This is a genomic window from Mesorhizobium sp. M0618, assembly GCF_040320765.1.
GTDB lineage: Bacteria > Pseudomonadota > Alphaproteobacteria > Rhizobiales > Rhizobiaceae > Mesorhizobium.
Window position 1 is genome coordinate 184,721 of sequence record NZ_JAMYQH010000006.1, and the last position, 25,099, is coordinate 209,819.

General features: G+C 62.8%; 22 protein-coding genes and 1 pseudogene. 14 read left to right on the forward strand and 9 right to left on the reverse strand.

Going from position 1 to position 25,099, the window contains the following annotated elements; genetic code table 11:
- Positions 1–26 precede the first annotated feature (26 nt).
- The 5 genes from NKJ04_RS09445 to NKJ04_RS09465 all read left to right on the forward strand — a co-directional run bounded on the left by NKJ04_RS09445 (position 27) and on the right by NKJ04_RS09465 (position 6,413).
- Positions 27–3,650, forward strand: a complete 3,624-nt coding sequence (locus tag NKJ04_RS09445) for a hydantoinase B/oxoprolinase family protein (RefSeq protein WP_352674487.1) — start codon at positions 27–29, stop codon at positions 3,648–3,650.
- 33 nt (positions 3,651–3,683) lie between these two features.
- Complete coding sequence (locus NKJ04_RS09450; RefSeq protein ID WP_352630880.1) at positions 3,684–4,982, forward strand: BtaA family protein; 1,299 nt, start codon at positions 3,684–3,686, stop codon at positions 4,980–4,982.
- Positions 4,979–5,662 (forward strand): class I SAM-dependent methyltransferase, encoded by a 684-nt coding sequence (locus tag NKJ04_RS09455; protein WP_352630881.1) that lies wholly within the window; start codon positions 4,979–4,981, stop codon positions 5,660–5,662. The genes NKJ04_RS09450 and NKJ04_RS09455 overlap by 4 nt, the downstream gene beginning before the upstream one ends.
- A gap of 109 nt (positions 5,663–5,771) precedes the next feature.
- Positions 5,772–6,068, forward strand: coding sequence for a type II toxin-antitoxin system RelE/ParE family toxin (locus tag NKJ04_RS09460; RefSeq protein WP_127267190.1), 297 nt, complete (start codon positions 5,772–5,774; stop codon positions 6,066–6,068).
- Between the two features lie 9 nt (positions 6,069–6,077).
- Entirely contained in the window at positions 6,078–6,413 is a 336-nt protein-coding gene (locus NKJ04_RS09465) for a HigA family addiction module antitoxin (protein WP_352674490.1), read from the forward strand.
- Here NKJ04_RS09465 and NKJ04_RS09470 read toward each other — a convergent pair.
- The gene (locus tag NKJ04_RS09470) at positions 6,410–7,789 is read right to left on the reverse strand and encodes a serine hydrolase domain-containing protein (RefSeq protein WP_352674493.1); all 1,380 of its coding nucleotides are present in this window, start codon (positions 7,787–7,789) and stop codon (positions 6,410–6,412) included. The two genes, NKJ04_RS09465 and NKJ04_RS09470, sit on opposite strands and share 4 nt — an antisense overlap.
- Before the next feature lie 282 nt (positions 7,790–8,071).
- Between NKJ04_RS09470 and NKJ04_RS09475 the strand changes: the two genes are divergently transcribed.
- Together NKJ04_RS09475 and NKJ04_RS09480 are read left to right on the forward strand one after the other, a co-directional pair.
- Positions 8,072–8,872 carry a glycoside hydrolase family 25 protein gene (locus NKJ04_RS09475; protein ID WP_352674495.1) on the forward strand — a complete coding sequence of 267 codons (801 nt, stop codon included), beginning with the start codon at positions 8,072–8,074 and terminating at the stop codon, positions 8,870–8,872.
- A 123-nt stretch (positions 8,873–8,995) separates the two neighbouring features.
- Positions 8,996–10,177: a lytic murein transglycosylase gene (locus NKJ04_RS09480; protein ID WP_128303477.1), complete on the forward strand. Its 1,182-nt coding sequence runs from the start codon at positions 8,996–8,998 to the stop codon at positions 10,175–10,177.
- A gap of 144 nt (positions 10,178–10,321) precedes the next feature.
- On the opposite strand, the gene NKJ04_RS09485 is transcribed toward NKJ04_RS09480, so the two are convergent.
- On the reverse strand, positions 10,322–11,542 hold the full coding sequence (locus tag NKJ04_RS09485) for an alanine racemase (RefSeq protein WP_013530936.1): 1,221 nt from the start codon (positions 11,540–11,542) through the stop codon (positions 10,322–10,324).
- Between the two features lie 209 nt (positions 11,543–11,751).
- Between NKJ04_RS09485 and NKJ04_RS09490 the strand changes: the two genes are divergently transcribed.
- Positions 11,752–12,669 carry a DMT family transporter gene (locus NKJ04_RS09490; protein WP_352551765.1) on the forward strand — a complete coding sequence of 306 codons (918 nt, stop codon included), beginning with the start codon at positions 11,752–11,754 and terminating at the stop codon, positions 12,667–12,669.
- 470 nt (positions 12,670–13,139) lie between these two features.
- On the opposite strand, the gene metF is transcribed toward NKJ04_RS09490, so the two are convergent.
- On the reverse strand, positions 13,140–14,057 hold the full coding sequence (gene metF, locus NKJ04_RS09495) for a methylenetetrahydrofolate reductase [NAD(P)H] (protein WP_352442219.1): 918 nt from the start codon (positions 14,055–14,057) through the stop codon (positions 13,140–13,142).
- A complete protein-coding gene (locus NKJ04_RS09500; protein WP_352674500.1) occupies positions 14,054–15,076 on the reverse strand; it encodes an ArsR/SmtB family transcription factor in 1,023 nt (340 codons plus the stop codon). The genes metF and NKJ04_RS09500 overlap by 4 nt, the downstream gene beginning before the upstream one ends.
- 122 nt (positions 15,077–15,198) lie before the next feature.
- Between NKJ04_RS09500 and tsaA the strand changes: the two genes are divergently transcribed.
- A complete protein-coding gene (tsaA, locus tag NKJ04_RS09505) occupies positions 15,199–15,738 on the forward strand; it encodes a tRNA (N6-threonylcarbamoyladenosine(37)-N6)-methyltransferase TrmO (protein WP_128303473.1) in 540 nt (179 codons plus the stop codon).
- Positions 15,735–16,049, forward strand: coding sequence for a DUF2293 domain-containing protein (locus NKJ04_RS09510; RefSeq protein ID WP_127260329.1), 315 nt, complete (start codon positions 15,735–15,737; stop codon positions 16,047–16,049). The genes tsaA and NKJ04_RS09510 overlap by 4 nt, the downstream gene beginning before the upstream one ends.
- Positions 16,050–16,055: 6 nt before the next feature.
- Here the strand turns inward: NKJ04_RS09510 and NKJ04_RS09515 are convergent, their stop codons facing one another.
- A complete protein-coding gene (locus NKJ04_RS09515; protein ID WP_352630886.1) occupies positions 16,056–16,559 on the reverse strand; it encodes a hypothetical protein in 504 nt (167 codons plus the stop codon).
- Between the two features lie 150 nt (positions 16,560–16,709).
- On the opposite strand from NKJ04_RS09515, the gene NKJ04_RS09520 reads away from it, so the two are divergent.
- Together NKJ04_RS09520 and NKJ04_RS09525 are read left to right on the forward strand one after the other, a co-directional pair.
- On the forward strand, positions 16,710–17,672 hold the full coding sequence (locus NKJ04_RS09520) for a D-amino acid aminotransferase (protein ID WP_352674502.1): 963 nt from the start codon (positions 16,710–16,712) through the stop codon (positions 17,670–17,672).
- A gap of 132 nt (positions 17,673–17,804) precedes the next feature.
- A complete protein-coding gene (locus NKJ04_RS09525; RefSeq protein ID WP_128303469.1) occupies positions 17,805–18,644 on the forward strand; it encodes an SDR family oxidoreductase in 840 nt (279 codons plus the stop codon).
- 47 nt (positions 18,645–18,691) lie between these two features.
- On the opposite strand, the gene NKJ04_RS09530 is transcribed toward NKJ04_RS09525, so the two are convergent.
- Positions 18,692–19,309 (reverse strand): MOSC domain-containing protein, encoded by a 618-nt coding sequence (locus NKJ04_RS09530; protein WP_352630888.1) that lies wholly within the window; start codon positions 19,307–19,309, stop codon positions 18,692–18,694.
- 261 nt (positions 19,310–19,570) lie between these two features.
- On the opposite strand from NKJ04_RS09530, the gene NKJ04_RS09535 reads away from it, so the two are divergent.
- Positions 19,571–19,750, forward strand: coding sequence for a hypothetical protein (locus NKJ04_RS09535; RefSeq protein WP_352674505.1), 180 nt, complete (start codon positions 19,571–19,573; stop codon positions 19,748–19,750).
- A gap of 13 nt (positions 19,751–19,763) precedes the next feature.
- Here the strand turns inward: NKJ04_RS09535 and NKJ04_RS09540 are convergent, their stop codons facing one another.
- The 3 genes from NKJ04_RS09540 to ettA form a co-directional block, all read right to left on the reverse strand.
- Positions 19,764–20,885: a beta-ketoacyl-ACP synthase III gene (locus NKJ04_RS09540; RefSeq protein ID WP_128303467.1), complete on the reverse strand. Its 1,122-nt coding sequence runs from the start codon at positions 20,883–20,885 to the stop codon at positions 19,764–19,766.
- Between the two features lie 185 nt (positions 20,886–21,070).
- A complete protein-coding gene (gene tam, locus NKJ04_RS09545) occupies positions 21,071–21,838 on the reverse strand; it encodes a trans-aconitate 2-methyltransferase (RefSeq protein WP_352674508.1) in 768 nt (255 codons plus the stop codon).
- Between the two features lie 46 nt (positions 21,839–21,884).
- Positions 21,885–23,534, reverse strand: coding sequence for an energy-dependent translational throttle protein EttA (gene ettA, locus NKJ04_RS09550; RefSeq protein WP_013530923.1), 1,650 nt, complete (start codon positions 23,532–23,534; stop codon positions 21,885–21,887).
- 275 nt (positions 23,535–23,809) lie between these two features.
- Here ettA and NKJ04_RS09555 point away from each other — a divergent pair.
- A pseudogene (locus NKJ04_RS09555) lies at positions 23,810–25,096 on the forward strand (GGDEF domain-containing protein).
- The last annotated feature ends 3 nt before the right edge of the window (positions 25,097–25,099 follow it).

Sequence of the window (25,099 nt, forward strand, 5' to 3'; positions counted from 1 at the left end):
CGAACAGAAGAGCGCCAGGGGCTGTCATGACCGAAAAATGGGATTTCTGGATCGACCGCGGCGGCACATTCACCGATATCATCGGCCGAGATCCGGAAGGCGGGCTGCACCCGCGCAAGCTTCTCTCCGAAAACCCCGAAGCCTATAACGATGCCGCCATCCAGGGCATTCGCGACCTTCTCGGCTTGTCAGTCGGCGACACGATCCCGAGCGGCCTGATCGGCGACATCAAGATGGGCACCACGGTCGCCACCAATGCGCTGCTGGAGCGCAAGGGCGACCGCGTGCTTTTGCTCATCACCAAGGGCTTTCGCGATGCGCTGAAGATCGCCTACCAGGCGCGCCCCGACATCTTCGCCAAGGAGATCATCCTTCCCGAACAGCTGTACGAGCGGGTCATCGAAATCAACGAGCGCGTGCGCGCCGATGGCCGCGTCGAACAATTGCTCGACATCGCCGCCTGCCGGCCGGCGATCGAACAGGCCAGGGCCGATGGCATCGATGCGGTCGCCATTGTCTTCATGCACGCCTGGAAATACCCCGACCACGAGAAGGCTGTGGCGAAAGTCTGCCGCAAACTTGGTTTCAGCCAGGTCTCGGTCAGCCATGAAGTCTCGCCACTGATCAAGCTGGTCGGCCGCGGCGACACCACCGTGGTCGACGCCTATCTGTCGCCGATCCTGTCTCGATACGTGCAAAGGGTGGCGGGAGAGCTGGGCGTGGCGCCCGGCCAATCGCCTCGCCTCATGTTCATGATGTCGTCGGGCGGTCTCACCGCCGCCGACATGTTCCAGGGCAAGGACGCACTGCTGTCGGGGCCGGCCGGCGGCGTCGTCGGCATGGTCGAGACGGCCAGGCTCGCCGGCTTCGACAAGGTCATCGGCTTCGACATGGGCGGCACCTCCACCGACGTCGCCCATTATGACGGCGAATATGAGCGCGCCTTCGACACCGAGGTCGCCGGCGTGCGCATCCGCGCGCCGATGATGCGCATCCATACCGTCGCCGCCGGCGGCGGCTCGATTCTGCACTATGAGGCCGGTCGCTTCCGGGCCGGACCGGATTCGGCTGGCGCCAATCCCGGCCCGGCAGCCTACCGGCGCGGCGGCCCGCTCGCCGTCACCGACGCCAACGTCATGCTTGGCAAGCTGCAGCCCGATTTCTTTCCGGCAATATTCGGACCCGGCCAGGACGAACCGCTCGACGTCGAGACGGTGCGCGAAAAATTCTCCGCACTCGCCGCCGAAATCGGCGATGGCCGGTCGCCTGAGACTGTCGCCGAAGGGTTCGTCACCATCGCCGTGGAGAACATGGCCAACGCCATCAAGAAGATCTCCGTGCAGCGCGGCTACGACGTCACCGAATATCTCCTGAACTGTTTTGGCGGCGCCGGCGGCCAGCACGCGTGCCTAGTCGCCGATGCGCTCGGCATGGAAGCGGTGCTGATCCATCCCTTCTCTGGCCTGCTGTCGGCTTATGGCATCGGCCTGTCCTCGGTCTTTGCCTCACGCCAGCAGGCGCTGCTGAAACCGCTTGCCGAAGAGTCCAGAACGGAGATCGGCAACCTCATCGCCATCTTGAGAAAAGCCGTCATCGCCGAACTCGCGGCGCAAGGCATCGGCGAGGATACGGTCGCCACAAAGCCCGTGCTGCACATTCGCTATGACGGCACCGACACGACACTGCCGGTGAATTTCGAGGCGGATTCGATTTTCCAGGCCAGGCGCGATTTTGAAATCGCCCACAAGGCGCAGTTCGGTTTCGTTTATGACGACAAGCCGATGATCGTCGAGACCGTCGGCGTCGAAGGCGCGGACACCGGCGGCACCGGGCGCGACGAAACTGAATCGCGAACCGAAGACCTTGCCGTAAGCCCTTCGCAAACCCGCGAAATCTTCACCGAAGGAGAGTGGCGCACTTCACCCATCTTCCGCCGCGAGGCGCTGAAGCCGGGAAACAGGGTTGCGGGACCTGCCTTGATTATCGAGCCGAACCAGACAATCGTCATCGAGCCGGGCTGGCAGGCCGAAATCACCGCCAGGAACCATGTGCTCCTGCGCCGTGTCGAGAAAAAGCGCCGGCAGGCAGCGCTCGGCACCGAGGCCGATCCGGTCATGCTGGAGGTCTTCAACAACCTCTTCATGTCGATCGCCGAGCAGATGGGCGTGACGCTGCAGAACACCGCCTATTCGGTCAACATCAAGGAACGGCTGGATTTCTCCTGTGCCGTCTTCGATCGCACTGGCGCGCTGGTCGCCAATGCGCCGCATATGCCGGTGCATCTGGGCTCGATGGACCGCTCGGTCGAAACCATCATCCGGCTGAATTCCGGCGACATCCACCCCGGCGACGTCTTTGCCCTCAACGCGCCCTACAATGGCGGCACGCATCTGCCCGACATCACCGTGGTGACGCCGGTGTTCGACGACGCCCAACGCGAAATCCTGTTCTGGGCAGCCTCTCGCGGCCATCATGCGGATATCGGTGGCACGGCACCCGGCTCGATGACGCCGCTTGCCACCACGGTCGACGAGGAAGGCGTGCTGTTCGACAATTTCCGCATCGTCGATCGTGGAAAATTCCGCGAGAAGGAGCTGGAAACGCTGCTCACCGACCACCGCTACCCGGCCCGCAATCCGCACCAGAACATCGCCGACCTCAAAGCGCAGATCGCCGCCAACGAGAAGGGCGTCGCGGAACTGCGCAAGATGGTCGCGCATTTCGGCCTCGATGTCGTCGAGGCCTATATGGGCCATGTCCAGGACAATGCGGCTGAAAGCGTGCGCCGCGTGCTGGAGCGGCTGCCCGATAGTTCGCAGTACGAATACCCGACCGACACCGGCCAAATCATCAAGGTGAAGATCACGGTCAACCGGCAAAAGCGCGAGGCGACCGTTGACTTCACCGGCACGTCGCCGGTCATGAAGAACAATTTCAACGCGCCCGAACCCGTCGCCCGAGCGGCCGTGCTCTATGCTTTCCGCGTCATGGTCGAGGACATGATCCCGATGAATGCCGGCTGTCTGCGGCCAATCAACATCATCATTCCCGACGGCTGCATGCTGAAACCCGCCTACCCCGCCGCCGTCGTCGCCGGCAATGTGGAGACCTCGCAGCATGTCACCAATGCGCTGTTCGGCGCCATGGGCGCCATGGCCAACGCGCAAGGCACGATGAACAACCTGACCTTCGGCAACAAGACCTACCAATACTACGAGACGATCTGTTCCGGCTCGCCCGCCGGCCAGATGAACTCGGGCCGCGGCTTTGCCGGCACCTCCGGCGTCCATACCCACATGACCAACTCGCGCCTCACCGACCCGGAAGTGCTGGAATTGCGCTTTCCCGTGCTGCTCGAGGATTTCCACATTCGGGAAAACTCCGGCGGCAAGGGCAAATGGAGCGCCGGCGACGGCACCAAACGCACCATCCGCTTCCTCGAAAAGATGGAATGCGCGATCCTGTCCTCGCACCGCAACCGCCCGCCGCAAGGGCTGGATGGTGGCGGCGATGGCGAGGTCGGCTCGACCAAGGTCCGCCGCAAGGATGGCACGATCGACATGCTGAAAGCCTGCGACCAGACAGTGCTGCAGGCCGGCGACGCCGTCATCCTGACGACGCCGACGCCGGGCGGATTTGGCAAGCCGTGAAAAGATGCGTCAACAGGCTGTCACCGGCCTGTCATGACCCTGAGCTACCCGCTTGCGGCAAAGCAAATGGGGAATCATCTTGCCATGACGGACGTTTCCGCTGATCTGGTTTTTCGCCGCGGCAAGGAAGTTGGAAAGGCCGTCTACCAGAACCGCCCGCTGTCGAAGGCAGGCATTTCGGAGCGGCTGTTCGCCTTCCTGTTTTCCGGCCTCGTCTATCCGCAGATCTGGGAGGACCCCGATGTCGACATGGAGGCGATGCAGCTTGGCCAGGGCCACCGCGTCGTCACCATCGCCTCCGGCGGCTGCAACATCCTGGCCTACCTCACGCGCTCGCCGGCCCGGGTCGACGCCGTCGATCTCAACGCCGCGCACATCGCGCTGAACCGCATGAAGCTGGAGGCGGTGCGCCATTTGCCTTCACAGGGCGACCTGTTCCGCTTCTTCGGTGCCGCCGACACCAGCCACAATTCGGCGGCCTACGACCGCTTCATCGCACCGCATCTCGATCCGGTAAGCCGTCACTACTGGGAGCGCCGCAACTGGCGTGGCCGCCGTCGCGTCACTGTGTTCGACCGCAATTTCTACCAGACCGGCCTGCTCGGCCTGTTCATCGCCATGGGCCACCGCACGGCAAAATTCTTCGGCGTCGACCCCGCCGGCATCATGCAGGCCCGCAACATCGGCGAGCAGCGCCGCTTCTTCAACGAGGAACTGGCGCCGGTCTTCGACAAGAAGCTTTTGAAATGGGCGACGTCGCGCAAGGCTTCGCTGTTCGGCCTCGGCATTCCACCGGCGCAGTACGATTCGCTGATCACTTCTGGCGACGGCACCATGGCCAGCGTGCTGAAAGCCCGGCTGGAAAAGCTCGCTTGCGATTTTCCGCTGGAGAACAACTACTTCGCCTGGCAGGCCTTCGCTCGGCGCTATCCGAACCCCGGCGAGGCCGCCCTGCCCGCCTATCTCGAAAAACAGAATTACCAGACCATCCGCGGCAATGTCGACCGCGTCGCCATCCACCACGCCAATCTGATCGAATTTCTCACCGGCAAGGACGCCGGCGCGGTCGACCGTTTCGTCTTGCTCGATGCGCAGGACTGGATGACCGACGATCAGCTCAACGCGCTGTGGGCGGAAATCACCCGCACCGCATCGGCCGACGCCCGCGTCATCTTCCGCACCGCCGCCGAACCCAGCCTGTTGCCGGGCCGAGTCTCCAGCTCGCTGCTCGACCAGTGGGACTATCAGGACCAGGCTTCGCGCGAATTTTTGGCCCGCGACCGCTCGGCCATCTATGGCGGCTTCCACCTCTACGTGAAGCGTGCGGCATGAGCACCAGCGAGTTGCCGGCCAGCCCCGAATTCAAGGCCAACCATGCCGAACTGATGGACCGCGTCTACCGCTGGCAGCGCCATATCTACGACCTGACCCGCAAATACTACCTGCTCGGCCGCGACCTAATGATCTCGGGGCTCGACGTGCCTGTCGGTGGCACCGTGCTGGAGCTCGGCTGCGGCACCGGCCGCAACATCATCCTGGCCGCGCGTCGCTACCCCGACGCCGGCTTCTTCGGCCTCGACATTTCAGCCGAAATGCTGGAGACGGCCAGCGCCGCGATTGCCCGCGAGGGCCTGGTCGATCGTGTCACGCTCGCCCAGGGCGACGCCACGGGATTCGATGCCAAGGCGCTGTTCGGGCGCAACGGCTTCGATCGCGTCTTCGTGTCCTATTCGCTGTCGATGATCCCCGGTTGGGAAAAAACTGTGTCGGCAGCGCTTGCCGCCCTGTCGCCGAACGGTTCGCTGCACATCGTCGATTTCGGCCAGCAGGAAGGCCTACCCGGCTGGTTCCGGACCTTGCTGCGCGGCTGGCTGAAAAAATTCCACGTCGCGCCGCGTGAATCGTTGCGCGAAGTGCTGGAATCGGAATCTCGGCGAACCAGCGCAAGCTTCCGTTTCCGCACGCTTTATCGCGGCTATGCCTGGCTGGCGGTTATCAAGATAACTTCCTGAATATTGCCGTGGGAAAGGCACATAAAGGCGAAGCAGCCACGATCCGTTGGATAAACGTTGCCTTATGACCCCGAGAGCGGTACACTATCTCACATGCATGAAGCATGTGGTGATCATCGGCTTCAGGGATGAATGGCTGCGGGCCTTCTTCGTGGAAGACACCCATTCTCGCAACATTCCGTCCGATCTCGAAAGCCGTTTGTTCCGCAAGCTCCAGATGATTGACGACGCGATGATCGATCAGGATTTGCGTGTGCCGCCCAGCAATCATTTCGAGAAGCTGCGTGGCATTCTCGAAGGCTTCCATTCAATACGCGTCAACAAGCAATGGCGGCTGATCTTCCGCTGGGACGGCGGCCGCGGTGAGGCGTCGGACATCTATCTCGACGACCACAGCTATAGATGAGGTGAGAACATGTTGATGACCGCACGCAAGCCAGCAACGGTTGGCGAAATTCTCACGGAAGAATTCATGCAACCGCTTGGCCTTACGCAGGCAGCTTTGGCCGAGGCGATGGGGGTCCAGCGCAAACATGTGAACGAATTGTGCAACGACCGCCGCAACGTGACGGCGGCGACCGCGCTCATTCTGGCACGGGTGTTCGGCAACAGCCCGGATTTCTGGTTGAACGTCCAGCGCCGCAGCGATCTCTGGCAGGTCATGAACTCGCCCGACGAGCGGGCGCGGGTTGATCGCGCCAAGCCTTTTGGCGACAGCTGCATAGACAAGAGTTACGGCGCGCTAGTCTAATGCAGCGCCTTGACCAGCGCCCCCACCATCGTCTGCGGCCGGTAGCCGAGTTTGGCCGGCGTCAGCCCCAGCCGCACCACCACCAACTGCTCCGAGGGGATGATGGCAACCGTCTGCCCGTCATGGCCTTCCATCCAGTACGTGTCCTTGGGCAGGCCTGCCGCGACGCCGGCGCCGGGATTTTCCTCATCGCCCGGGGCCTCGATCCACAACTGGCCCTTGCCGTAGACTTTCGAGGCAGCTGCCGGCTCCCGCATCCAGTCGACGAAGCCGGTCGGCAGGATCTGGTTGCCGTTCCACACCCCGCTTTGCAGCAGGAACTGGCCGAAGCGCGCCCAGTCATGGGCAGTCGCGTAGAGATAGGACGAGCCGACGAAGGTGCCTTGCTCGTCGGTCTCGAGCACCGCGCTGTGCATGCCGAGCGGCTCGAACAGCGCCGTGCGCGGCCACGTCAGCGCCTTGGCCTTGTCGCCGATCGCGTCCTGCCAGAGGCGCGACAGCATCACCGCCGTGCCGCTCGAATAGGAAAACTGTTTGCCGACCTCTGCAGCCAGCGGCTTGGATTCGGCGAAGCCCGCCATGTCAGGTTCGAGATAGAGCATGCGCGTGACGTCGGCGACGTCGCCATAATCCTCGTTGAACTCCAGCCCGCTCGACATCGCCATCATGTCGGCAAGGCTGATCGCGGCGCGGCCGTCCGCCTTCCACGGCGCAAACAGGTTTTTGTTGTTGAAAGCCATCTTGCCGTCCTTGACCAACGTACCGACGATGGCGGCGTTCACCGTCTTGGTCATCGACCAGCCGAGCAGCGGCGTCCTGGCGGAAAAGCCATCGCCATAGCGCTCGGCGACGACGCGGCCATTCTTGACCACCACCACCGCGCGCATGCCGGTGCCGTTCAGCGCCGCATCGTCCAGCAGCTTGGCAATCACCGGATCCTGTGATGCCTCGACGCGCTCGCCTTGCGGCCACAGGTCGCCCATGGTGGCCGCTGACGGCTCCGCCTGGATCGCGGTCCGCCGCGCCTTGCCTACATCGCCGTCCGGAACCGAAGCGCAGCCCAGCCCGTCACGGGCGACGGCGATGCTCTTGCCGAGGAAGCCGAACAGGCCCGCCGACACCGTTCCCCTGTTCTTGTCCACCGAAACCCGCATTAGCCGCAGCAGGGGATGCCCGGGCGCCTGCACGTCGACGGCAAGCACCTCATTGGGATCGCGGCCGGCAATGAAGACGTTCGAACAGACGATCTTGGCCGAGTAGCCCGAGCCGACCCTGATCAACTCCGGCGGGGCGATATAAAGCCAGGCAAAAAGCGCGGCGATCGCCAGAACGATCAGGCCAAGCAGCCATTTGACGATCTTGACCACGATCCGCATTCATTTCCTCCGGGCCCTGCGCGACCCTCATGTCATCGATTTGCCGACATTGCTTCCGCAAATCATGGTGCTTGTCGAGCGCCATCAACGGATTATCAACCATGATCGGCGATCACAGGTTAATGTCGCCCAAAACTGCGCAGCGGTTTTGGGACAACGACATGAACGAGAATGGAAAGCCGGGCGATGCTGTGGGGCGATCGCTCGGAGGGGGCCCGATCACAAGCCGGCCATCAGGTATAGACCCATCAGCGACCGGCTGAATCCGGCTCGGGAATTGCGATGCGCCGTCTTGCGGGCCTCATTATGCTAGCGCTGCTTGGCGCGTGCTCGACAGTGGACGATCTCTCGCCGCTATCGCCGTCGGCGTCGAGCAGCCCGACGGTCACTGTCCGGGCGCCGCGCTTTGCCGATTCCAAGCCGCATGAATGGGAAAGCGGAGCGCCATGGAACTATGCCGTTCACGGCACCGACGTCTCCAAATACCAGACCTCGGTCGACTGGCCGGCGGCCAAGGCCAGCGGCATCTCCTTCGCCTTCATCAAGGCGACCGAGGGCGGCGATCGCTTCGATGAGTATTTCAACGAGCATTGGACCCGCACGAAAGCTGCCAGCGTTCCGCGAGCCGCCTATCACTTCTACTATTTCTGCACCCCGGCTGCCGTGCAGGCGCGCTGGTTCATCCGCAACGTCCCCGTCGACCGCTCGGCGCTGCCGCCGGTCCTCGACATGGAATGGAACCCGCAATCGCCGACCTGCAGGCTGCGTCCCGACGCTGCCACGGTGCGCGCGGAGATGACCACCTTCCTTGAAATCGTCGAACGGCACTACGGCAAGAAGCCGATCATCTACACCTCGATCGACTTCTTCGACGATAACGAGCTGTCGAGCTTTCGCGGCTATCCCTATTGGCTGCGCTCCGTCGCCGGCCATCCGCGTGAGAAATACGGCAGCCACCCCTTCACCTTCTGGCAATACACGGGAACCGGCATCGTTCCGGGCGTAAGCGGCAAGTCCGACATCAACGTCTTCAACGGCAGTGAAGCCGCCTGGAACAAGTGGCTGCGGCAGAACACCCGTTGACACCGGGCCTGCCGCCTGCTTTTCGACACAGCCAGCGGTGAAAAGTGCAACCGCCAGTAATTCAGGGCGTTGGGCTTCCGGGGAGCACAACAACTGCCCGCTATTCGTTTCGAGAGGAAGCTGATGCGACTGCGTTCCAAAGTCCTCGCGGCTGCGCTGACCCTGTGCGCCACGGCCTTGCCGGCGATGGCGCAGGAATGCGGCGGCGACTTCGAATCCTGGAAGCAGGGCGTCGCTGCGGAAGCCAAGGCGGCTGGCGTAGGTACAGCGGGTCTCGACGCCCTTGGAGCGGCAACCTTCGACGACAAGGTGTTGGCACGCGACCGCGCCCAGGGCGTCTTCACCCAAACCTTTGTCGAGTTTTCCAACCGCATGATCTCGGCCTATCGCCTGAAGCAAGGTGCGGCAAACCTGAAGAAATACGCCGACGTCTTCGCCCGCGCCGACCAGCAGTTCGGCGTCCAGGCGCCGATCATCGCCGCTTTCTGGGCGCTGGAGACCGATTTCGGCGCCGTGCAGGGCGACTTCCACACGCTGAGCGCCCTGGTGACGCTTTCCCATGATTGCCGCCGGCCGCAGCTCTTCCGGCAGCAGCTGGTGCCGCTTCTGGAGCTGATCGATCGCGGCGTGCTGCCGGCCGATGTCAGGGGCGCCTGGGCCGGCGAGATCGGCCAGACGCAGATCCTGCCCTCCGACTATCTGGCACGCGGCGTCGACGGCGACGGCGACGGCAAGATCGACCTGCGCGGCAGCGTGCCCGATGTGATCATGACCACCGCCAACAAAGTGCTGTCGCGCGGCTGGAAACGCGACCAGCCCTGGATCCAGGAAGTCCGCGCGCCCGAAGACATGCCGTGGGACCAGACCGGCCGCACCAACAAGCTGCCGCTGTCGCAGTGGGCGCAATGGGGCGTCACCTACCCTAGCGGCGCGCCGCTGGTCGACAACGGCCTGAAAGCAGGCCTGGCGCTGCCGATGGGCCGCAAGGGGCCTGCCTTCCTCACCTACGACAATTTCGACGTCTATCTCGAATGGAACCAGTCCTTCACCTATGCGCTGACGGCAGCCAACCTTGCCGCACGACTCGCAGGCGCGCCGCCGCTCGACCCGCGCAATCCCGAAACCGGCCTCAACAACGAGCAGATGAAGGCGTTGCAGACCAAGCTGGAAGCCAGGGGCTACGATGTCGGCACTGTCGACGGCATTTTGGGTACCAACACCCGCGAGGCGATCCGCAAGGAGCAGATGCGGCTAGGCCTGCCGGTGGATGGCTGGCCGACGCCGGAGCTATTGGGGAAATTTTAGGGCAGTAGGCAGTAGGCAGTAGGCAGTAGGCAGTAGGCAGTAGGCAGTAGGCAGTAGGCAGTAGGCAGTAGGAAATTACTCCGAAAGCCGTGCCTGCCACCCCTATTCCCTATTCCCTATTCCCTATTCCCTATTCCCTATTCCCTAATCCGCCATCGTCTCCAGACTCGCAAACCCCTGCGGCGCGTCGCCCTCGTCGAACGGCGTCGTCACCTCGACGAAGGTGTCGGGGTAAAACCCGTTGAATCGGGTCCTCAGCGACAGCGAATAGGCGCCGATATGGCCGATCTCGATCCAGTCGCCGGTATCGACCGTTTCCGGCAGCCAGAATGGCCGCGACAGGATGTCGACGGAATCGCAGGTCGCGCCGCAGACCTTGAACGGCACGATGTTCTTCTCCTCGCCATTACGCGAGCGGATCGCCGGATCGGGAATGAAGCGCGCCGGCAGCGTGATCTTGCCTGTCCATGAATCCGACAGCGACGCCCAGATGCCGTCATTGATGTAGAGCCGCTTGCCTTTGCGCAGCAGCACCCGCACGATCAGCGACAGGCAGCGCGCCACGATCACCCTGCCCGGCTCCGCCACCAGCGGCATCTGGTCGAACTGATACTCCTTCAGGTCGCCCGAAAGCCGCGACATGATCTGGCCGAGCGACGGCATCTCGATCTGCTTGCGGTTGGGATCGTGGCCGTATTCGGCGGGGAAACCGCCGCCGACGTCGAGCCCTGCAATATCGAAGGTCAGCCGGTTGCGCACCCAATCGGCGGAAGCCAGCGCCCGCTCATAGGTGTCGGGATCCTCGATCTGACTGCCGACATGGAAACACAGACCAACCTTGTAGCCGGTGCGGTTGAGCCGCTCGGCCAGTTCGACCGCATAGGCCGGCCCGGCGCCGAACTTCTTCGACAATTCGTAGGCGGCATGCCCCTTGGTCTGCACCCGCACGAACACGCTGATCGAGCCCGGATCGATGTCGAGCGCCCGCACCACTCGCGTCAGCTTGGTGATCTCGTCCTCGTGATCCAGCGAAATGACGCGGATGGCGTATTTCTCCAGCGCCAGCTTGATGTCCGACTGCGCCTTGACCGGATGCATGTAGAGCATCTCGGCATCCGGAGAGACCGCGCGCACGGCGGCGAACTCGCCCGGCGAAGCGACGTCGAAAGCCTTGACACCGGCTTCGACCAGGGTCTTCAGCACGATCTGCTCGCCATTGGTCTTGACCGCATAGGCGGTCTTGCCGGGGAACATGCCCATGAACTGCCTGGCATCCGCCATCAGCACTTGCGGGCGGAAGCAATAGACCGGATCGTCCGGACGAAGCGCCAGTGCCGCCTCGCGGGCATTTTCGAATCGCTGCATCGACGAATCCTTGACCTAGCCTGCGCACAATTAATCCAAGCTAGCGGCTAATGAAAACAATTCTGTGTCTCGTGCGGCTGACGCAGCGGCGCTAGGTCTTTGCCAGCAACGTTTGCCAGCGATCAGGTTTCGGGTGGCCCTTGTCACTGGCGCCGATATGGCTTCTGCCTGAGTGACTGGCATTCAGGCAGTCTGGGAGGGCGACTCACATGGCAATGGCCGCGACATCCGCACCACGCGGGCCGATGGTGCTCAAGGATTGGGGGCAACTCCTGCTGCTCGGCGCGATCTGGGGCGGCTCGTTCTTCTTTGCGCGCATCGCGGTGGCGGAACTCCCCCCGCTGGTGCTGGTGCTGTTTCGCGTCGCCATCGCCGCCATTGCGCTGCAGATCTATCTCGGTCTGCGCGGTCCGTCCTTCCGCCTCGCGCTTCCGCATGCAGGCCTGTTCTTCCTGCTGGCGCTCACCAACAATGTCGTGCCCTTCTCGCTGATCTTCGTCGGCCAGACGGAGCTTGGCGCCGGCGTCGCCTCGGTGCTCAACGCGACGACGCCGTTCTGGACGCTGATCCTCGCGAACGCGCTGACATCCGACGAAAAGCTCTCCTGGAACAAGCTCGCCGGCATTGCGCTCGGCATCGCCGGTACGGCCGTCATGATCGGCCCCGGCCTGCTTACCGGGCTCGGCGGCCCGGTCTGGGCCAAGTTCGCGCTGATCGGTGCTTCGCTGTCCTATGGTATTGCGCTGATGGTCGCCCGCCGCTTCAAGGGCGTGCCCTCACCGGTCATCGCCACCGGACAGTTGACGGCGTCGACCATCATCATGATCCCGATCGTGCTCTTCACCTACGGTCCATCCGGCCTGTTCTCGGCCTCGCCCCCGGTCTGGGCGGCGGTGCTGGCGCTGGCGCTTCTGTCCACCGCCTTCGCCTACATCCTCTATTTCAACCTCGTCGCCTCGGCCGGCGCGACCAACGCCTCGCTGGTCACGCTTGTCGTGCCGGCCAGCGCCATGCTGCTCGGCTTCCTGTTCCTTGGCGAGCGGCTGGAGCTGTTCGAAATCGGCGGCGTGGTGCTGATCGCGCTCGGCCTCGTCACCATCGACGGGCGGTTGTTCGGCCGACGTTAGAGCGCCGCGCGTCCACTGGACGCGCAAAGAATGCTCTAACCGCCTAATTGCCCCCGCATCGCGAAGCCGAATTCGGCTTTCGCGGGGGTAGCGCTGCCATGACACAGCAGCGACACGAGCGGGCCACATTTTATTCACAGGTCTGAAGCCGGTTTTTGCCTAGGAGTTTCAAAGCCTAACGGCAAAAGACATGTCGCGGATTTCACAATCACGTCGCAATGCAGCACATTTTCCGCTTGCCTGTGGCACAAATGAACCTAGACTCCATAACATAGCTCTTTAAGAGGAGGCTATGTCATGGGACTTACGAGGCCTATCAACGCATTGATGATCTGTGCTGCGTTCGCCTTTATCGGAGCCCTTATTATGGGCTTCCTTCCCTGACCGCCAAAGCGGGGAAGACCAGCACCCAAATAGTCCAACCAATTCAAAAGGCCGGGTTTTTCCCGGCCTTTTGTTTGAACCCGACCTCAAGCCGCGGCTGATCCGGCCGCCGCCGCCTCGTGCGAGCGGATGCCGATCATATGGCAGATGGCAAAGACCAGATCGGCGCGGTTCATGGTGTAGAAGTGGAAATCGCCGACACCGCGCTCGACCAGATCCATCACCTGTTCGGCTGCCACCGCCGACGCCACCAGCGCATGCGTCTGCGGGTCCCGGTCAAGGCCTTCGAAACGCTCCGCCAGCCAGCCGGGCACATGCGCGCCCGCCCTGGCGGAAAAGTTCGCGACCTGCCTGAAACTGTGAACCGGCTGGATTCCCGGCACGATCGGGATGTAGATGCCGGCGCGGCGGACGCGCTCGACATAGCGCTCGTAGAGATCATTGTCGAAGAAGAACTGGGTGATGGCGCGCGTCGCGCCATTGTCGACCTTGCGCTTCAGCATCTCGATGTCGGTGGCGAAATCGGGACTTTGCGGATGCTTTTCCGGATAAGCCGCGACGGAGATGTCGAAGTCCGCGATTGCCTTGAGCCCGGCGACCAGCTCCGCGCCGTTCTCGTAGCCACCGGGATGCGGCCGATACGGTTCGCCGACGCCGGAGGCCGGGTCGCCGCGCAGCGCCACGAACCGGTTGATGCCGATCGACCTGTAATCCTGGATGACCGCGTCGACCTCGTCGCGTGTTGCACCGACGCAGGTCAGATGCGCCGCTGCAGGAATACCGGTTTCCGTCAGGATGCGCTTTACAGTGCGCGCGGTACGCTCCCGCGTCGAGCCGCCGGCGCCGTAGGTCACCGAGACGAATTTCGGCTTCAGCGGCTCCAACTTTGTTACCGTCTCCCACAGCCTCGCTTCCATCTCGTCCGTCTTCGGCGGGAAGAATTCGAAGGAAACCCTGACCTTGTCGCCAATGTCGGGGCGGCGGGAAAAGCGGAACTGGTTCATGCGATTTCCCCTATCGAGTTCGCTTTGGCCTGCCTTGTGTCGTTGGAAGGATCGGCGATCAAGAGGCGCCGGTCGCGGCCAAGCCAGAGTTTTACGGTGAGCCTGGCCTCGTTGCCGCCGCGCGGCTCGAATTCCTGACTGTCTTCAAGATCGAGGCCGGCTTCCGAAAACCAGTCGGCGATCTGCCGGTCGGAAAAACCGAGCCGCATATGCGCGTGCTCCTCGCGCAGGAATTCCAGCGCATGCGGCGCGAAATCGACGATGACCAGGCGTCCGGCCGGACGCAAAAGCCGCGCCGCCTCGTGGATGGCGCGGGCGGGATCGTCGAGATAGTGCAGCACCTGATGGATGGTGACGAGATCGAAGGCATCGCGCTCGACCGGCGGTGCGAAGATGTCGCCCTGCCGAACCTGTGCGTTCGAAACCCCGGCCTTGTCGAGATTGGCGCGCGCCACGGTCAGCATCTCGCGCGACATGTCGATGCCGACACCGCGCCGATAAAGCGGCGAGAAGATTTCAAGCAGCCGCCCGGTGCCGGTGCCGAGATCCAGCATCGACTGGAACGGCCGCTTGCCCACCAGCTTCAACATTGCGGCTTCGACGGCGCGGTCCGGCACATGCAGCGAGCGGATATGGTCCCAGCTTGCCGCATTCACCGAAAAATACGCGACCGCGCGGTCCTGCCGCTTGCGCTTGACCGAGGCCAGACGCTCAAGATCGCGCTCGACCTGCGGATCGGCGCCGCGAATGTCGGAAACCAGTCCCATGACGAAGTCACGCGCTGAATCCGCATCCGACAGACGGAAGAAGGCCCAGGACCCTTCCTGGTAGCGGCCGATCAGCCCGGCCTCCAGCAAGAGCTTCAGGTGACGCGAAACGCGCGGCTGCGACTGGCCGAGAATTTCGGTAAGATCGGAAACCGTGAGGTCGCCGCGCGACAGAAGTGCCAGTATGCGCAATCGGCTGGATTCGGCCGCCGCCTTCAATGTATCAACCATGGTGTCGAGCGAGACATGCATCAGCGTATTCTCTTTGAAAAGATATAAACATATGTTTATGTCGGTTTTCGAAACCTTGCAAGCGCTATGTCGCTTCCGGACCAGAAAATGCCGCTCGTGTGGCGTTTTAAGAGACGCGGGCCATGACTGAAACGCGTGAGATGTTCGAGGCGCGCGAAGGGGAGCAGAGGCTGGAAAACGATCCGGCCCTGATGCCGCCTGATGGCGGCATCGTCTTCATCGGCCGCATTGCCTCGCCGTGGACGACGCGCGAAACCTGCCCGAAGAACATGCGCGTCGCGCGCGAGACCGGACAGAAGGCGGTGCTGACCATCGACGCGCCCTACCGAAGGGGCCTGCAGGGGCTGGAGCGCGCCAGCCACGTCATCATCCTATCCTGGCTGCATCATGCGCCGCGGACTCTGATTGTGCAGAAACCGCGCCATGCCGTTGAAGCGAAAGGTGTATTTGCGCTGCGCTCCCCTGCCCGCCCGAACCCCATCGGGCTGCACATCGCCAGGCTGATTGCCGTCAACATCGAAACCGGCCGCATCGATCTCGACGCCATCGACGTGCTCGACGGCACGCCGGTCATCGACCTAAAACCCTATTTCGCCTCGACCGACGCCATATCAGAGGCGACCATCGAAGGGCGCGACGAGCCCAATGGGATCCGGCGATGACAGCGCCGACCGGCCGCCGCCGCGCCATCGCCAAGGCGCTGACCGCACTTCTGCCGCTGGCGCCCTATGCCGATATGGAGAAGATCCGCACCGACGCCGGCGCGGTTCACATGAAGACCCTGCCGCCGGGCATCGCCGTATGGCTGGCGACCATTGCCCATATCCGCCACATGCACACCGATTACGAAAAACTGCTCAGCGAAGGCTATGACCGCGACTCGGCGCGTTTCTTCGTCATCGAGCAGACCAACATCGTGCTCACCCGCTGGCGCGCAACCCGCCTGCTCGACGCCGACGACGAGGAGGAATGACCACGGCTACTTCCGCTTTAGCACTGCGACCGCATTATAAGGCTGGCCGTCGGCCTGGCCGACCCAAGTCCAGGACAGATTTCCCTTGAAAAACCTGACCGTGATGTTGCCGCCGTCGATGCACTTGTCCTGACCGTAGGTGATGCTCTCGTGGTATTCCGCCGAAATGTCGTCCCTGGACGTCTGCGACAGGGATCCGCCGCAGCCGAGCGACGGATAGTCGATGGACGCACCCCCATCATTGATCGTCATGGCGATCGGCCAGTCGGCGCCGGCATCGCCGGCCGGGCTCTGGTGGCCGCTGCCGAGCCAGGTGCCGCTCAGCGTCGGCACATTCACCGCGCAAGGCACGTTCTGGAAGATCGACGTCAATTCGCTGCCGGTTTTCTCGCAGCGATAGGTCTGGCCGCTCTGGCACAATTCCTCGCCTTCGCGTGCGCACTGGGCGCTGGCTTGGCCCGCGGCGGCGAACATCATCATTGCCGCTGTGACGGCCCCAAACCTGCCCATTTTCCCCTCCCGTTCAGACCCGGAACGATAGGGCAATCGCGATCGAATGTATCGGCCAGATCGTCATGGAGGCCGAACAGCGCCGGGCGGGTGGCTCTATGCCTTCTGCCCAGCGCCGCTAGCCTCTCGCCTGCTTGACAGGAGGCCTCGATGAGCCGGACGATGGCAACACAGGACGAGAAGCAACTGCCCATAGTTGGCGACCGCCATGTCGACCCGCACTCCTACCCCGAGGGCGTCGCTTTCCTCGACGGCCAATATTTGCCGATGTCGCAGGCCAAGATCTCGGTTCTGGACTGGGGCTTTCTGCATTCCGACGCAACCTACGACACCGTGCATGTCTGGAATGGCCGCTTCTTCCGCCTCGATTTGCATCTCGACCGCTTCTTCGGCGGGCTGGAAAAACTGCGCATGACCATTCCCTTCGACCGCAAAGGCGTGGCCGAAATCCTGCACAATTGCGTGGCGCTGTCGGGTCATCGCGCCGCCTATGTCGAGATGCTGTGCACGCGCGGCGCCTCCCCGACTTTCAGCCGCGACCCGCGCCAGGCACTCAACCGCTTCATGGCGTTCGCCGTGCCGTTCGGCTCGGTCGCCAATGCCGAGCAGCTGCATCGCGGCCTGCGTGTCGCCATCAGCGACAAGGTGCGCATTCCGCCGGCCTCGATCGATCCGGCGATCAAGAACTACCACTGGCTCGATCTGGTGCGCGGCCTCTACGATGCCTATGATCGCGGCGCCGAGACTGCGTTGCTTCTGGACTTCAACGGCAATGTCGCCGAAGGCCCGGGCTTCAACGTCTTCTGCGTCAAGGATGGCAAACTGTCGACGCCTTCCATCGGTGTGCTGCCCGGCATCACCCGCCGCACTGTCTTTGATCTGTGCGCCGAAGAAGGTCTTGCAGCCACCGCCACCGATGTCAGCGTTGCCGCATTGCACGAGGCAGACGAGGTTTTCATCACCTCGACCGCAGGCGGCATCATGCCGGTGACGGAGATCGACGGTGTTCGGATCGCCGACGGCAAGGTCGGCGCGATCACCAGCCGGCTGATGGCGCGCTACTGGCAAAAGCACGATGACGCGGCCTGGTCGTCCCAGGTGAATTATCCCTGATAATTCAGGCGTCTTTTCAAAACATTCCCGTCGGCTCTGGAAAATCAGAGGATCGACCGTATATGCCCGAAAGCGGAGAAGCCTCCGCTTTCACCCAAAAATCACGCCCGCAGGGGCAAGGACTCCAAGATCATGACAAACAAGGTTTGGTTCATCACCGGATCGTCGAAGGGCTTTGGCCGCGTCTGGGCCGAGGCGGCACTCGCGCGTGGCGACAGCGTCGCGGCGACTGCCCGCGACGCCGGCACGCTCGCCGATCTCGTCCAGAAATACGGCGACAGGATTGCCGCGATAAAGCTCGACGTCACAGACAAGAAAGCCGTCGATGCCGCTGTCGCCGAAGCGCACAAGCGTTTTGGCCGGCTCGACGTCGTCATCAACAATGCCGGCTACGGCCATTTCGGCGCCATCGAGGAGGTCAGCGAACAGGAAGCCCGCGACCAGATCGAAACCAATGTCTTCGGCGCGCTGTGGGTCACTCAGGCCGCACTGCCGATCATGCGGGCACAGCATTTCGGCCACATCATCCAGATCTCGTCGATCGGCGGCGTCAATGCCTTTGCCTCGCTCGGCCTCTACCACGCCTCGAAATGGGCGCTGGAGGCCTTCAGCCAGTCGCTGAGCATCGAGGTCGCGGAATTCGGCATCCATGTGACGCTGGTCGAACCCGGCGGTTTCTCCACCGACTGGGCCGGCCCGTCGGCCAAGGTGTCCCAACCGATCGAGGCCTATGCACCGGCCCGTGCCAAGATGACGGAGCGCCGCGCCAATTCAGTCGCCGGCGATCCAGAGGCCACCGGGCCGGCCATGCTGGCCATTGTCGATGCCGCCGAGCCGCCGCTCAGGGTGTTCTTCGGCGACGGCGGCCTGCCGATGATCAAACAGGAATACGCCAACCGCATCGCCAGCTGGGAGAAGTGGGACGACGTCTCCATCATGGCGCAAGGCGCCAAGAAGAACCGCAAGGGCTGAAGTCCAGCACTCTTGCTACGCCGCTCCATGGGCGGCGTAGCTCGCCCTCAGGCTTTATAGATCCACTGTTCCGGCACGCGCACCGAAATCTCTTCGCCGGTCTTGACCGTTCCCGGCTTCTCGACCCAGGCGACGACGCCGCGCAGCCGCTTCGCCATTTTTGGGAACAGTAGCGCGCCGGCTTCTACGTCGACCATTCCGGCATTCTCGGCGATCGACCGGCCGGCGATGCGGCAAGGGCCGTTCTGCGCGTCCACCTTGATGGTCACGCCGCCCTTGAAGAACAGCAGCGTCCCGGCCGGCAGCATGGAGAGGTTGGGCACCCCTTCGATCACAAGATTGGCGCCGATCCATTCCGGCTTGATTTCGGTGAGATCCATCCGTTCGGCGACGATGGCGAGTTCATCCGCTGCAATGATCGATATCTGCCGTTCGTTGCGCATTTCGGTGCCGCGCGGATACCACGGTTCGCGCCCGCCCGAACGGCGCGTTGGCCCGGCATGGAAATCACCCGATATACCGTCGAAACCCAACCGCAATTCATCCACCGGGCGCGTCTGAAAATGATCCGACGGCGCCACGTAAAGCGCTGCCGCCTTGGCGACAAGCTTTCGCGCGGGGATGATTTCGGTCGGCTTTTCAGCCTCGGGGAAGAGATCCAACATGGCGTTCTTTCCTTTCGTCATCCAGCGAAGTAGCCGGGCGGACTTCGAGGCGTCCAGTCGAAAGTACTGATTGTCCGATCAACACCATCGATATGATGGCGATCACGCATTTCTTACCTGTCATCGATGTGATGGCGCATTACCGACGTGCCGTTCATGGTGACGTCCAGACAATTCACGGAGGCCGATCATGCGACCCGTGACGGCAATCACGTTGCTTTGGTTGGATGGTGATCTGGTCCGCCGCCATATGGTCCGCCCATGCCCAGCAGCGCGCCGGATTCAAGGGCGGAGGCCCGGTATCGAGGTCTCGCATCGCTCATCATCGGCATCGTGACGAAGGCAAGACAGGAAGAGAGTTTCCTGCACGACGAGTTGGGCAGCGCCTATGACGACTATATCAGACGGGTGCCGATGCTGGTGCCGTTCGCACCGGTCTGACACGAATAGCTCTCTACAGCATCCTGAGAAGCGCGCCGCCTATCGAATACCCCGCGCCAAAGGCGCAGATCAGGCCGAAATCGCCGGGCTTCATGTCGGCGTGGTTCTCCGACAGCGCGACGATGGCGCCGGCGCCCGCCGTGTTGCCCAGCCGCTCCAGCACCATCGGTGCGCGGTCGTGGTCGACTTCGTGGCCGAACGACAGTTTCAGGATCATCGCATTCATGCGCGCATTGGCCTGATGCAGCCAGAAGCGCCTGATCGCCTGCGGCGTCAGCCCGTGCTCGGCGAGGAATTCGACGATGAATTTTTGCCCGGCGACGGTGACTTCCTTGAACACCTTGTTGCCGACCTGCTTGATCAGATTGCCTTCCAGGTTGATCATGTAAGGATCTTCCTGGGCGGTGCGGGTGTGATAGCCCAGATTGGTGCGGATGTTGTTCGACATCTGCGTCCAGACGCGCGTGTCGAGCACCTCGAAGCGCCCCGGCCGCTTGTCGCCCTTGGCCAGGCCTTCGACCACCATCGACACCGAAGCGTCGCCGAAGATGAAATGCGTCTGCCGGTCGCGGAAATTGAGATGCCCGGTGATGATCTCCGGCGTCGTCACCAGGATGCGTTTGTGCGCGCCCGACCGCACCAGGTTGACGGCAACGTGCAAGGCGGCCGCGGCCGAGGAACAGCCAAGCCCCATGTCGAAGCCGGCGCCCTTCGTCCCCAACGCCTCCTGCATTTCAATGGCGATCGCCGGATAGGGCCGCTGGTGATGCGAGGCCGAGCAGATCACCAGGTCGATATCCGACGGCTGCAGCCCGGCGTGGTCGAGGGCCTTCTTCGCCGAGGCGATGCCGAACTCCGCCTCCAGCGACAGCGCGTCGTCGGGCCGCGCCGGAATGCGCGGCGCCATCCGGGTCGGATCGAGAATGCCCTCGCGCTCGATGACATGGCGGGTGCGCACGCCCGAGGCGTGGACGATGAAGTCGCTGTCCGATTTCGGCAGCGGCGGCTCGCCAGTATCCAGGCGACGCGCGTTTTCCAGGTCGACCCAGGCATTGAAGCTGGCGACCAGTTCTTCATTGGTGATTGTGGGCTCGGGGATTTCAACGCCGATGCCGCTGATGATGACGCGATGCATGTCCAGTCCGTCCCATCCGCAGGCGCTGCGGCTTCATGTGGGCGCCGGAATGCTCCGGCGCAACAGTTTTCTCACCGAGGCGGTTTACGCCGGCTTAAACCAAAGATCTGGGCCGACTTAAGCCGATCCTCGACATGGCCACAGGCAAAGCCAAGCGGCCCTAAGACGCCGCGCAACACGGATAATCAAGCTCGTTTTGCGACAATGAAAATGCGCGGAAAGCGCAAGAGCACCTTGCCATCAGCCGTCTTCGGATAGGCCTTGGCGATCTTGGCCGTGTAACATTCGAGGAACAGCGTCCGCTCATCGGCACCCAGCGGATCGAGGAACGGTTTCAGGCCCGTCGACTTCACCCATTCGACGATCGCCTGCGCATCGGCAAGCGGGTGGTTGTAGATCGTGTGCCAGATGTGCAACCGGTCACTGAGCGGCGACAGGAGGTCATAATAGAACGACACCGATGGCAACGGCCCACGTGCCGCGCCCTTGAGCTTGTCGGCAAACGGCATTTCGGCGGCGGTCTCGCGCATCAGGCGGTGCGAGTCCTCGCCCATATTGTCGGGCATCTGGATGGCCAGCGCGCCGCCCGGCGCCAGGAAGCCCATCAGCCGCTGGAACACCGCAGGATGCTCGGGCAGCCACTGGAACACCGCATTGGCGAAGATCACGTCGACCGGTTCGGCCGGCTGCCACTTCGATGCATCGGCCAGATCAAAGGTGACCTCGGGCAGACGCGCCCGCGCCTTCTCGATCATGTCGGGCGAAGTGTCGAAGCCGCTCACCTCAGCATCCGGCCAGCGCTCGACAAGCAGCGCGGTCGAATTGCCCGGCCCGCAGCCGATGTCGACGACCCGGCGCGGGAAGTCCACCGGCACCTGCGCGACCAAATCCCGCGCCGGCCGCGTGCGCTCATCCTCGAATTTCAGATATTGGGCGGCGGACCAATCAGCCATGTGAACTCCTCACGTCTTCTTGAGAATTCGCCGCCCGGAAAACCCCTTACCGCGTCAGCCTCTTGTAGGTCATGCGGTGCGGGTTGACGGCATCCGGCCCGAGGCGGCGGATCTTGTCCTGCTCGTAATCCTCGAAATTGCCTTCGAACCACTCGACATGGCTGTCGCCCTCGAAGGCGAGGATGTGCGTCGCCAGGCGATCGAGGAACATGCGATCGTGCGAGATGATGACGGCGCAGCCGCCGAAGTTTTCCAGCGCGTCTTCGAGTGCCGCCAGCGTTTCGGTGTCGAGATCGTTGGTCGGTTCGTCGAGCAGCAGCACATTGCCGCCGGTCTTCAGCATCTTGGCCAGATGCACGCGGTTGCGCTGGCCGCCGGACAGATTGCCGACCTTCTGCTGCTGGTCGCCGCCACGGAAGTTGAACGACGCGCAATAGGCACGCGTGTTGGCCTCGAACTTGCCGAGCTTGACCACTTCGGCGCCGCCGGAAATCTCTTCCCACACCGTCTTTGACGGATCGAGCGCATCGCGGCTCTGGTCGACATAGCCGAGCTTCACCGTTTCGCCGACGCGCACTGAGCCCGCATCCGGCTTTTCCTGGCCGGTGATCATACGAAACAGCGTCGTCTTGCCGGCGCCGTTCGGGCCGATGACGCCGACGATGCCGCCGGGCGGCAGCTTGAATTCCAGGCCGTCGATCAAAAGCGTGTCGCCAAAGCCCTTCGACAGGCCTTCCGCCTCGATCACCACATTGCCGAGCCGCTCGCCATGCGGGATGACGATCTGCGTATCGCTCGGCCGCCGCTTGTCGGCTGCATCCAAAAGATCCTGGAACGCCTGGATACGCGCCTTGGACTTCGTCTGGCGGGCCTTCGGGCTCGACTGGATCCATTCGCGCTCGCGGCCGATGGCGCGCTGGCGGGCATCGTCCTCGCGGCCTTCCTGCTTGAGCCGCTTGGCCTTGGCTTCGAGGTATTTGGTGTAGTTGCCCTCATAGGGAATGCCGCGGCCGCGATCGAGTTCGAGGATCCAGCCGGTGACGTTGTCGAGGAAGTAGCGATCGTGGGTGATGATCATCACGGCGCCCGGATAGGCACGCAAATGCTTTTCCAGCCACGCCGTGGTTTCGGCGTCGAGATGGTTGGTCGGTTCGTCGAGCAGCAAAAGGTCGGGCTGGCGCAGCAAGAGCTGGCAAAGCGCGACGCGGCGCCGCTCGCCGCCCGAAAGCTTGGTGACTTCCGAATCCTTGGGCGGGCAGCCCAGCGCTTCCATCGCCATCTCGACCTGCTGTTCGAGATCCCACAGGTTGAGCCGGTCCATCTCGTCCTGAAGCTTGGCCGACTCGTCGGCCGTCTCGTCGGAGTAGTTCATCATCAATTCGTTATAGCGTTCGATGATCGCGGTCTTGGCGGCAACGCCTTCCATGATGTTTTCGAACACGGTCTTGTCCGGATCGAGCGCCGGCTCCTGGGCCAGGTAGCCGACGGTTGCGCCTTCGGCCAGCCAGGCTTCGCCGTTCCACTCCTTGTCGAGCCCGGCCATGATCTTGAGGATCGTCGACTTGCCCGAACCGTTGGGGCCGAGGATGCCGATCTTGGCGTCGGGATAGAAGGAGAGATGGACATTCTCGAGCACCTTCTTGGTGCCATAGGCCTTGTTGAGGCCGGCCATGTGATAGATGAACTGGCGTGCCACGCGCGCTTTCCCTGAAAAAAACTGACTGGCCCAGAAAACTGACTGGATCTGTCGAATTGAGTGGAGGTTGGCCGCTATGTAGGCGATGCGGCGGCGAACGGCAATCGCTTTTGCCATATCTGCCCGGTCACACGCGGAAGTGTCCGCCAACCGCCGAAGTTTTCCACCAGCACGAAGCGTGCTGAAATCTCCGGTTAACTCTTCGGCGTCAAAACAGGATCGGAGTGGAATCGCTCGCTATTCGCGATTTCGAGAAAGAGATCGGGTCGACGGCATTGCTGAACAGTTTCCTGCTCCTTGCCGAAGCGGTCGTCTATTTCAGCGTCATGGTGACGCTTTTCCGCTTCCGGAGGCGCATCGGCCTCGGCGTGTTCATCTGCGCGCTCGGTGTCATGCACTTCCTCGAGACCTACCTCGCCAGCGTTTTTTATGTCGCCTTGCCGTTCGGCATGGTCTCGCCTGGCTCGGCGGTGCTGTTTTCCGGCAAGCTGGTGATGCTTTTGCTGCTCTACATGAAGGAGGATGCCGCCACTGTGCGTCAGCCGATCTACGGCCTGCTGCTCGGCAATGCGCTGATGATCGGGCTGGTGCTGCTGCTGCGCCTGCACGTCATCGCGGCACTTCCCGACGGCAGGCTTCCAGACATCGGCTTCATCGACCAGATGGGCTGGCTGATGGTGTGGGGCACGACGCTGCTGTTCGTCGATGCCATCCTGATCATCCTGCTTTATGAAAAGCTCGGGCGTTATCTGCGCAAGGCGCCGTTCGCGCGCATCCTGATTTCGGTCGCTTGCGTGCTGACCTTCGACCAGGCCGGGTTTTTCACCGCCCTGCATTTCGTTGCCGGCGCGCCGATAGCCGTCTTTTTCGGCGGCTGGTTCGCCAAGATGGCGGCGGCGGTGACGTTCAGCACCATGCTCGTCGCCTATCTCAAAGGGTTCGAGGAGCGCCAAGTCACCGCGCCGCGCGGATTGACCGATATCTTCGATACGCTGACCTATCGCGAACGCTACGAAGCGCTGGTCGAACATGTCGGACGGGACGGCCTGACCGGCCTGCTGCACCGCGGGCGCTTCGACGCCGACGGGGAAGCCGCCGTCCAGACCAGCCTGCGCACCGCCAGGCCGCTCAGCCTGCTGATCATCGATGTCGACCATTTCAAATCGATCAATGACCGTTTCCGCCATGCCGAAGGCGACAAGGTGTTGAAAGCCGTTGCCGCGCTGCTGCGCGAGGTCGCCAATCCCGAGGACTAGGTGTTCCGCATCGGCGGTGAGGAATTCGCCATCCTCAGTTCTCGTCCGCACTCGGTTACCAGGCTGTTTGGCGAAAGCATTCGCCATGCGATCAAGGCTTCAGCGGCTACCAGTCGATTCGAATTCACCGTCAGCGCCGGCGTTTCCAGCGTCAGCGAAACCACGCGCTGCCTTGCCGACCTGTTCGCGCTTGCCGACCAGCGTCTCTACAAGGCGAAGTCGACCGGCCGCGATCGCGTCGTCGGCGAGCCGGGCGGCCAAGAAGCCGACACGGCCGCTGCGCGGACCAAATCCGCACAGATCTAGTTC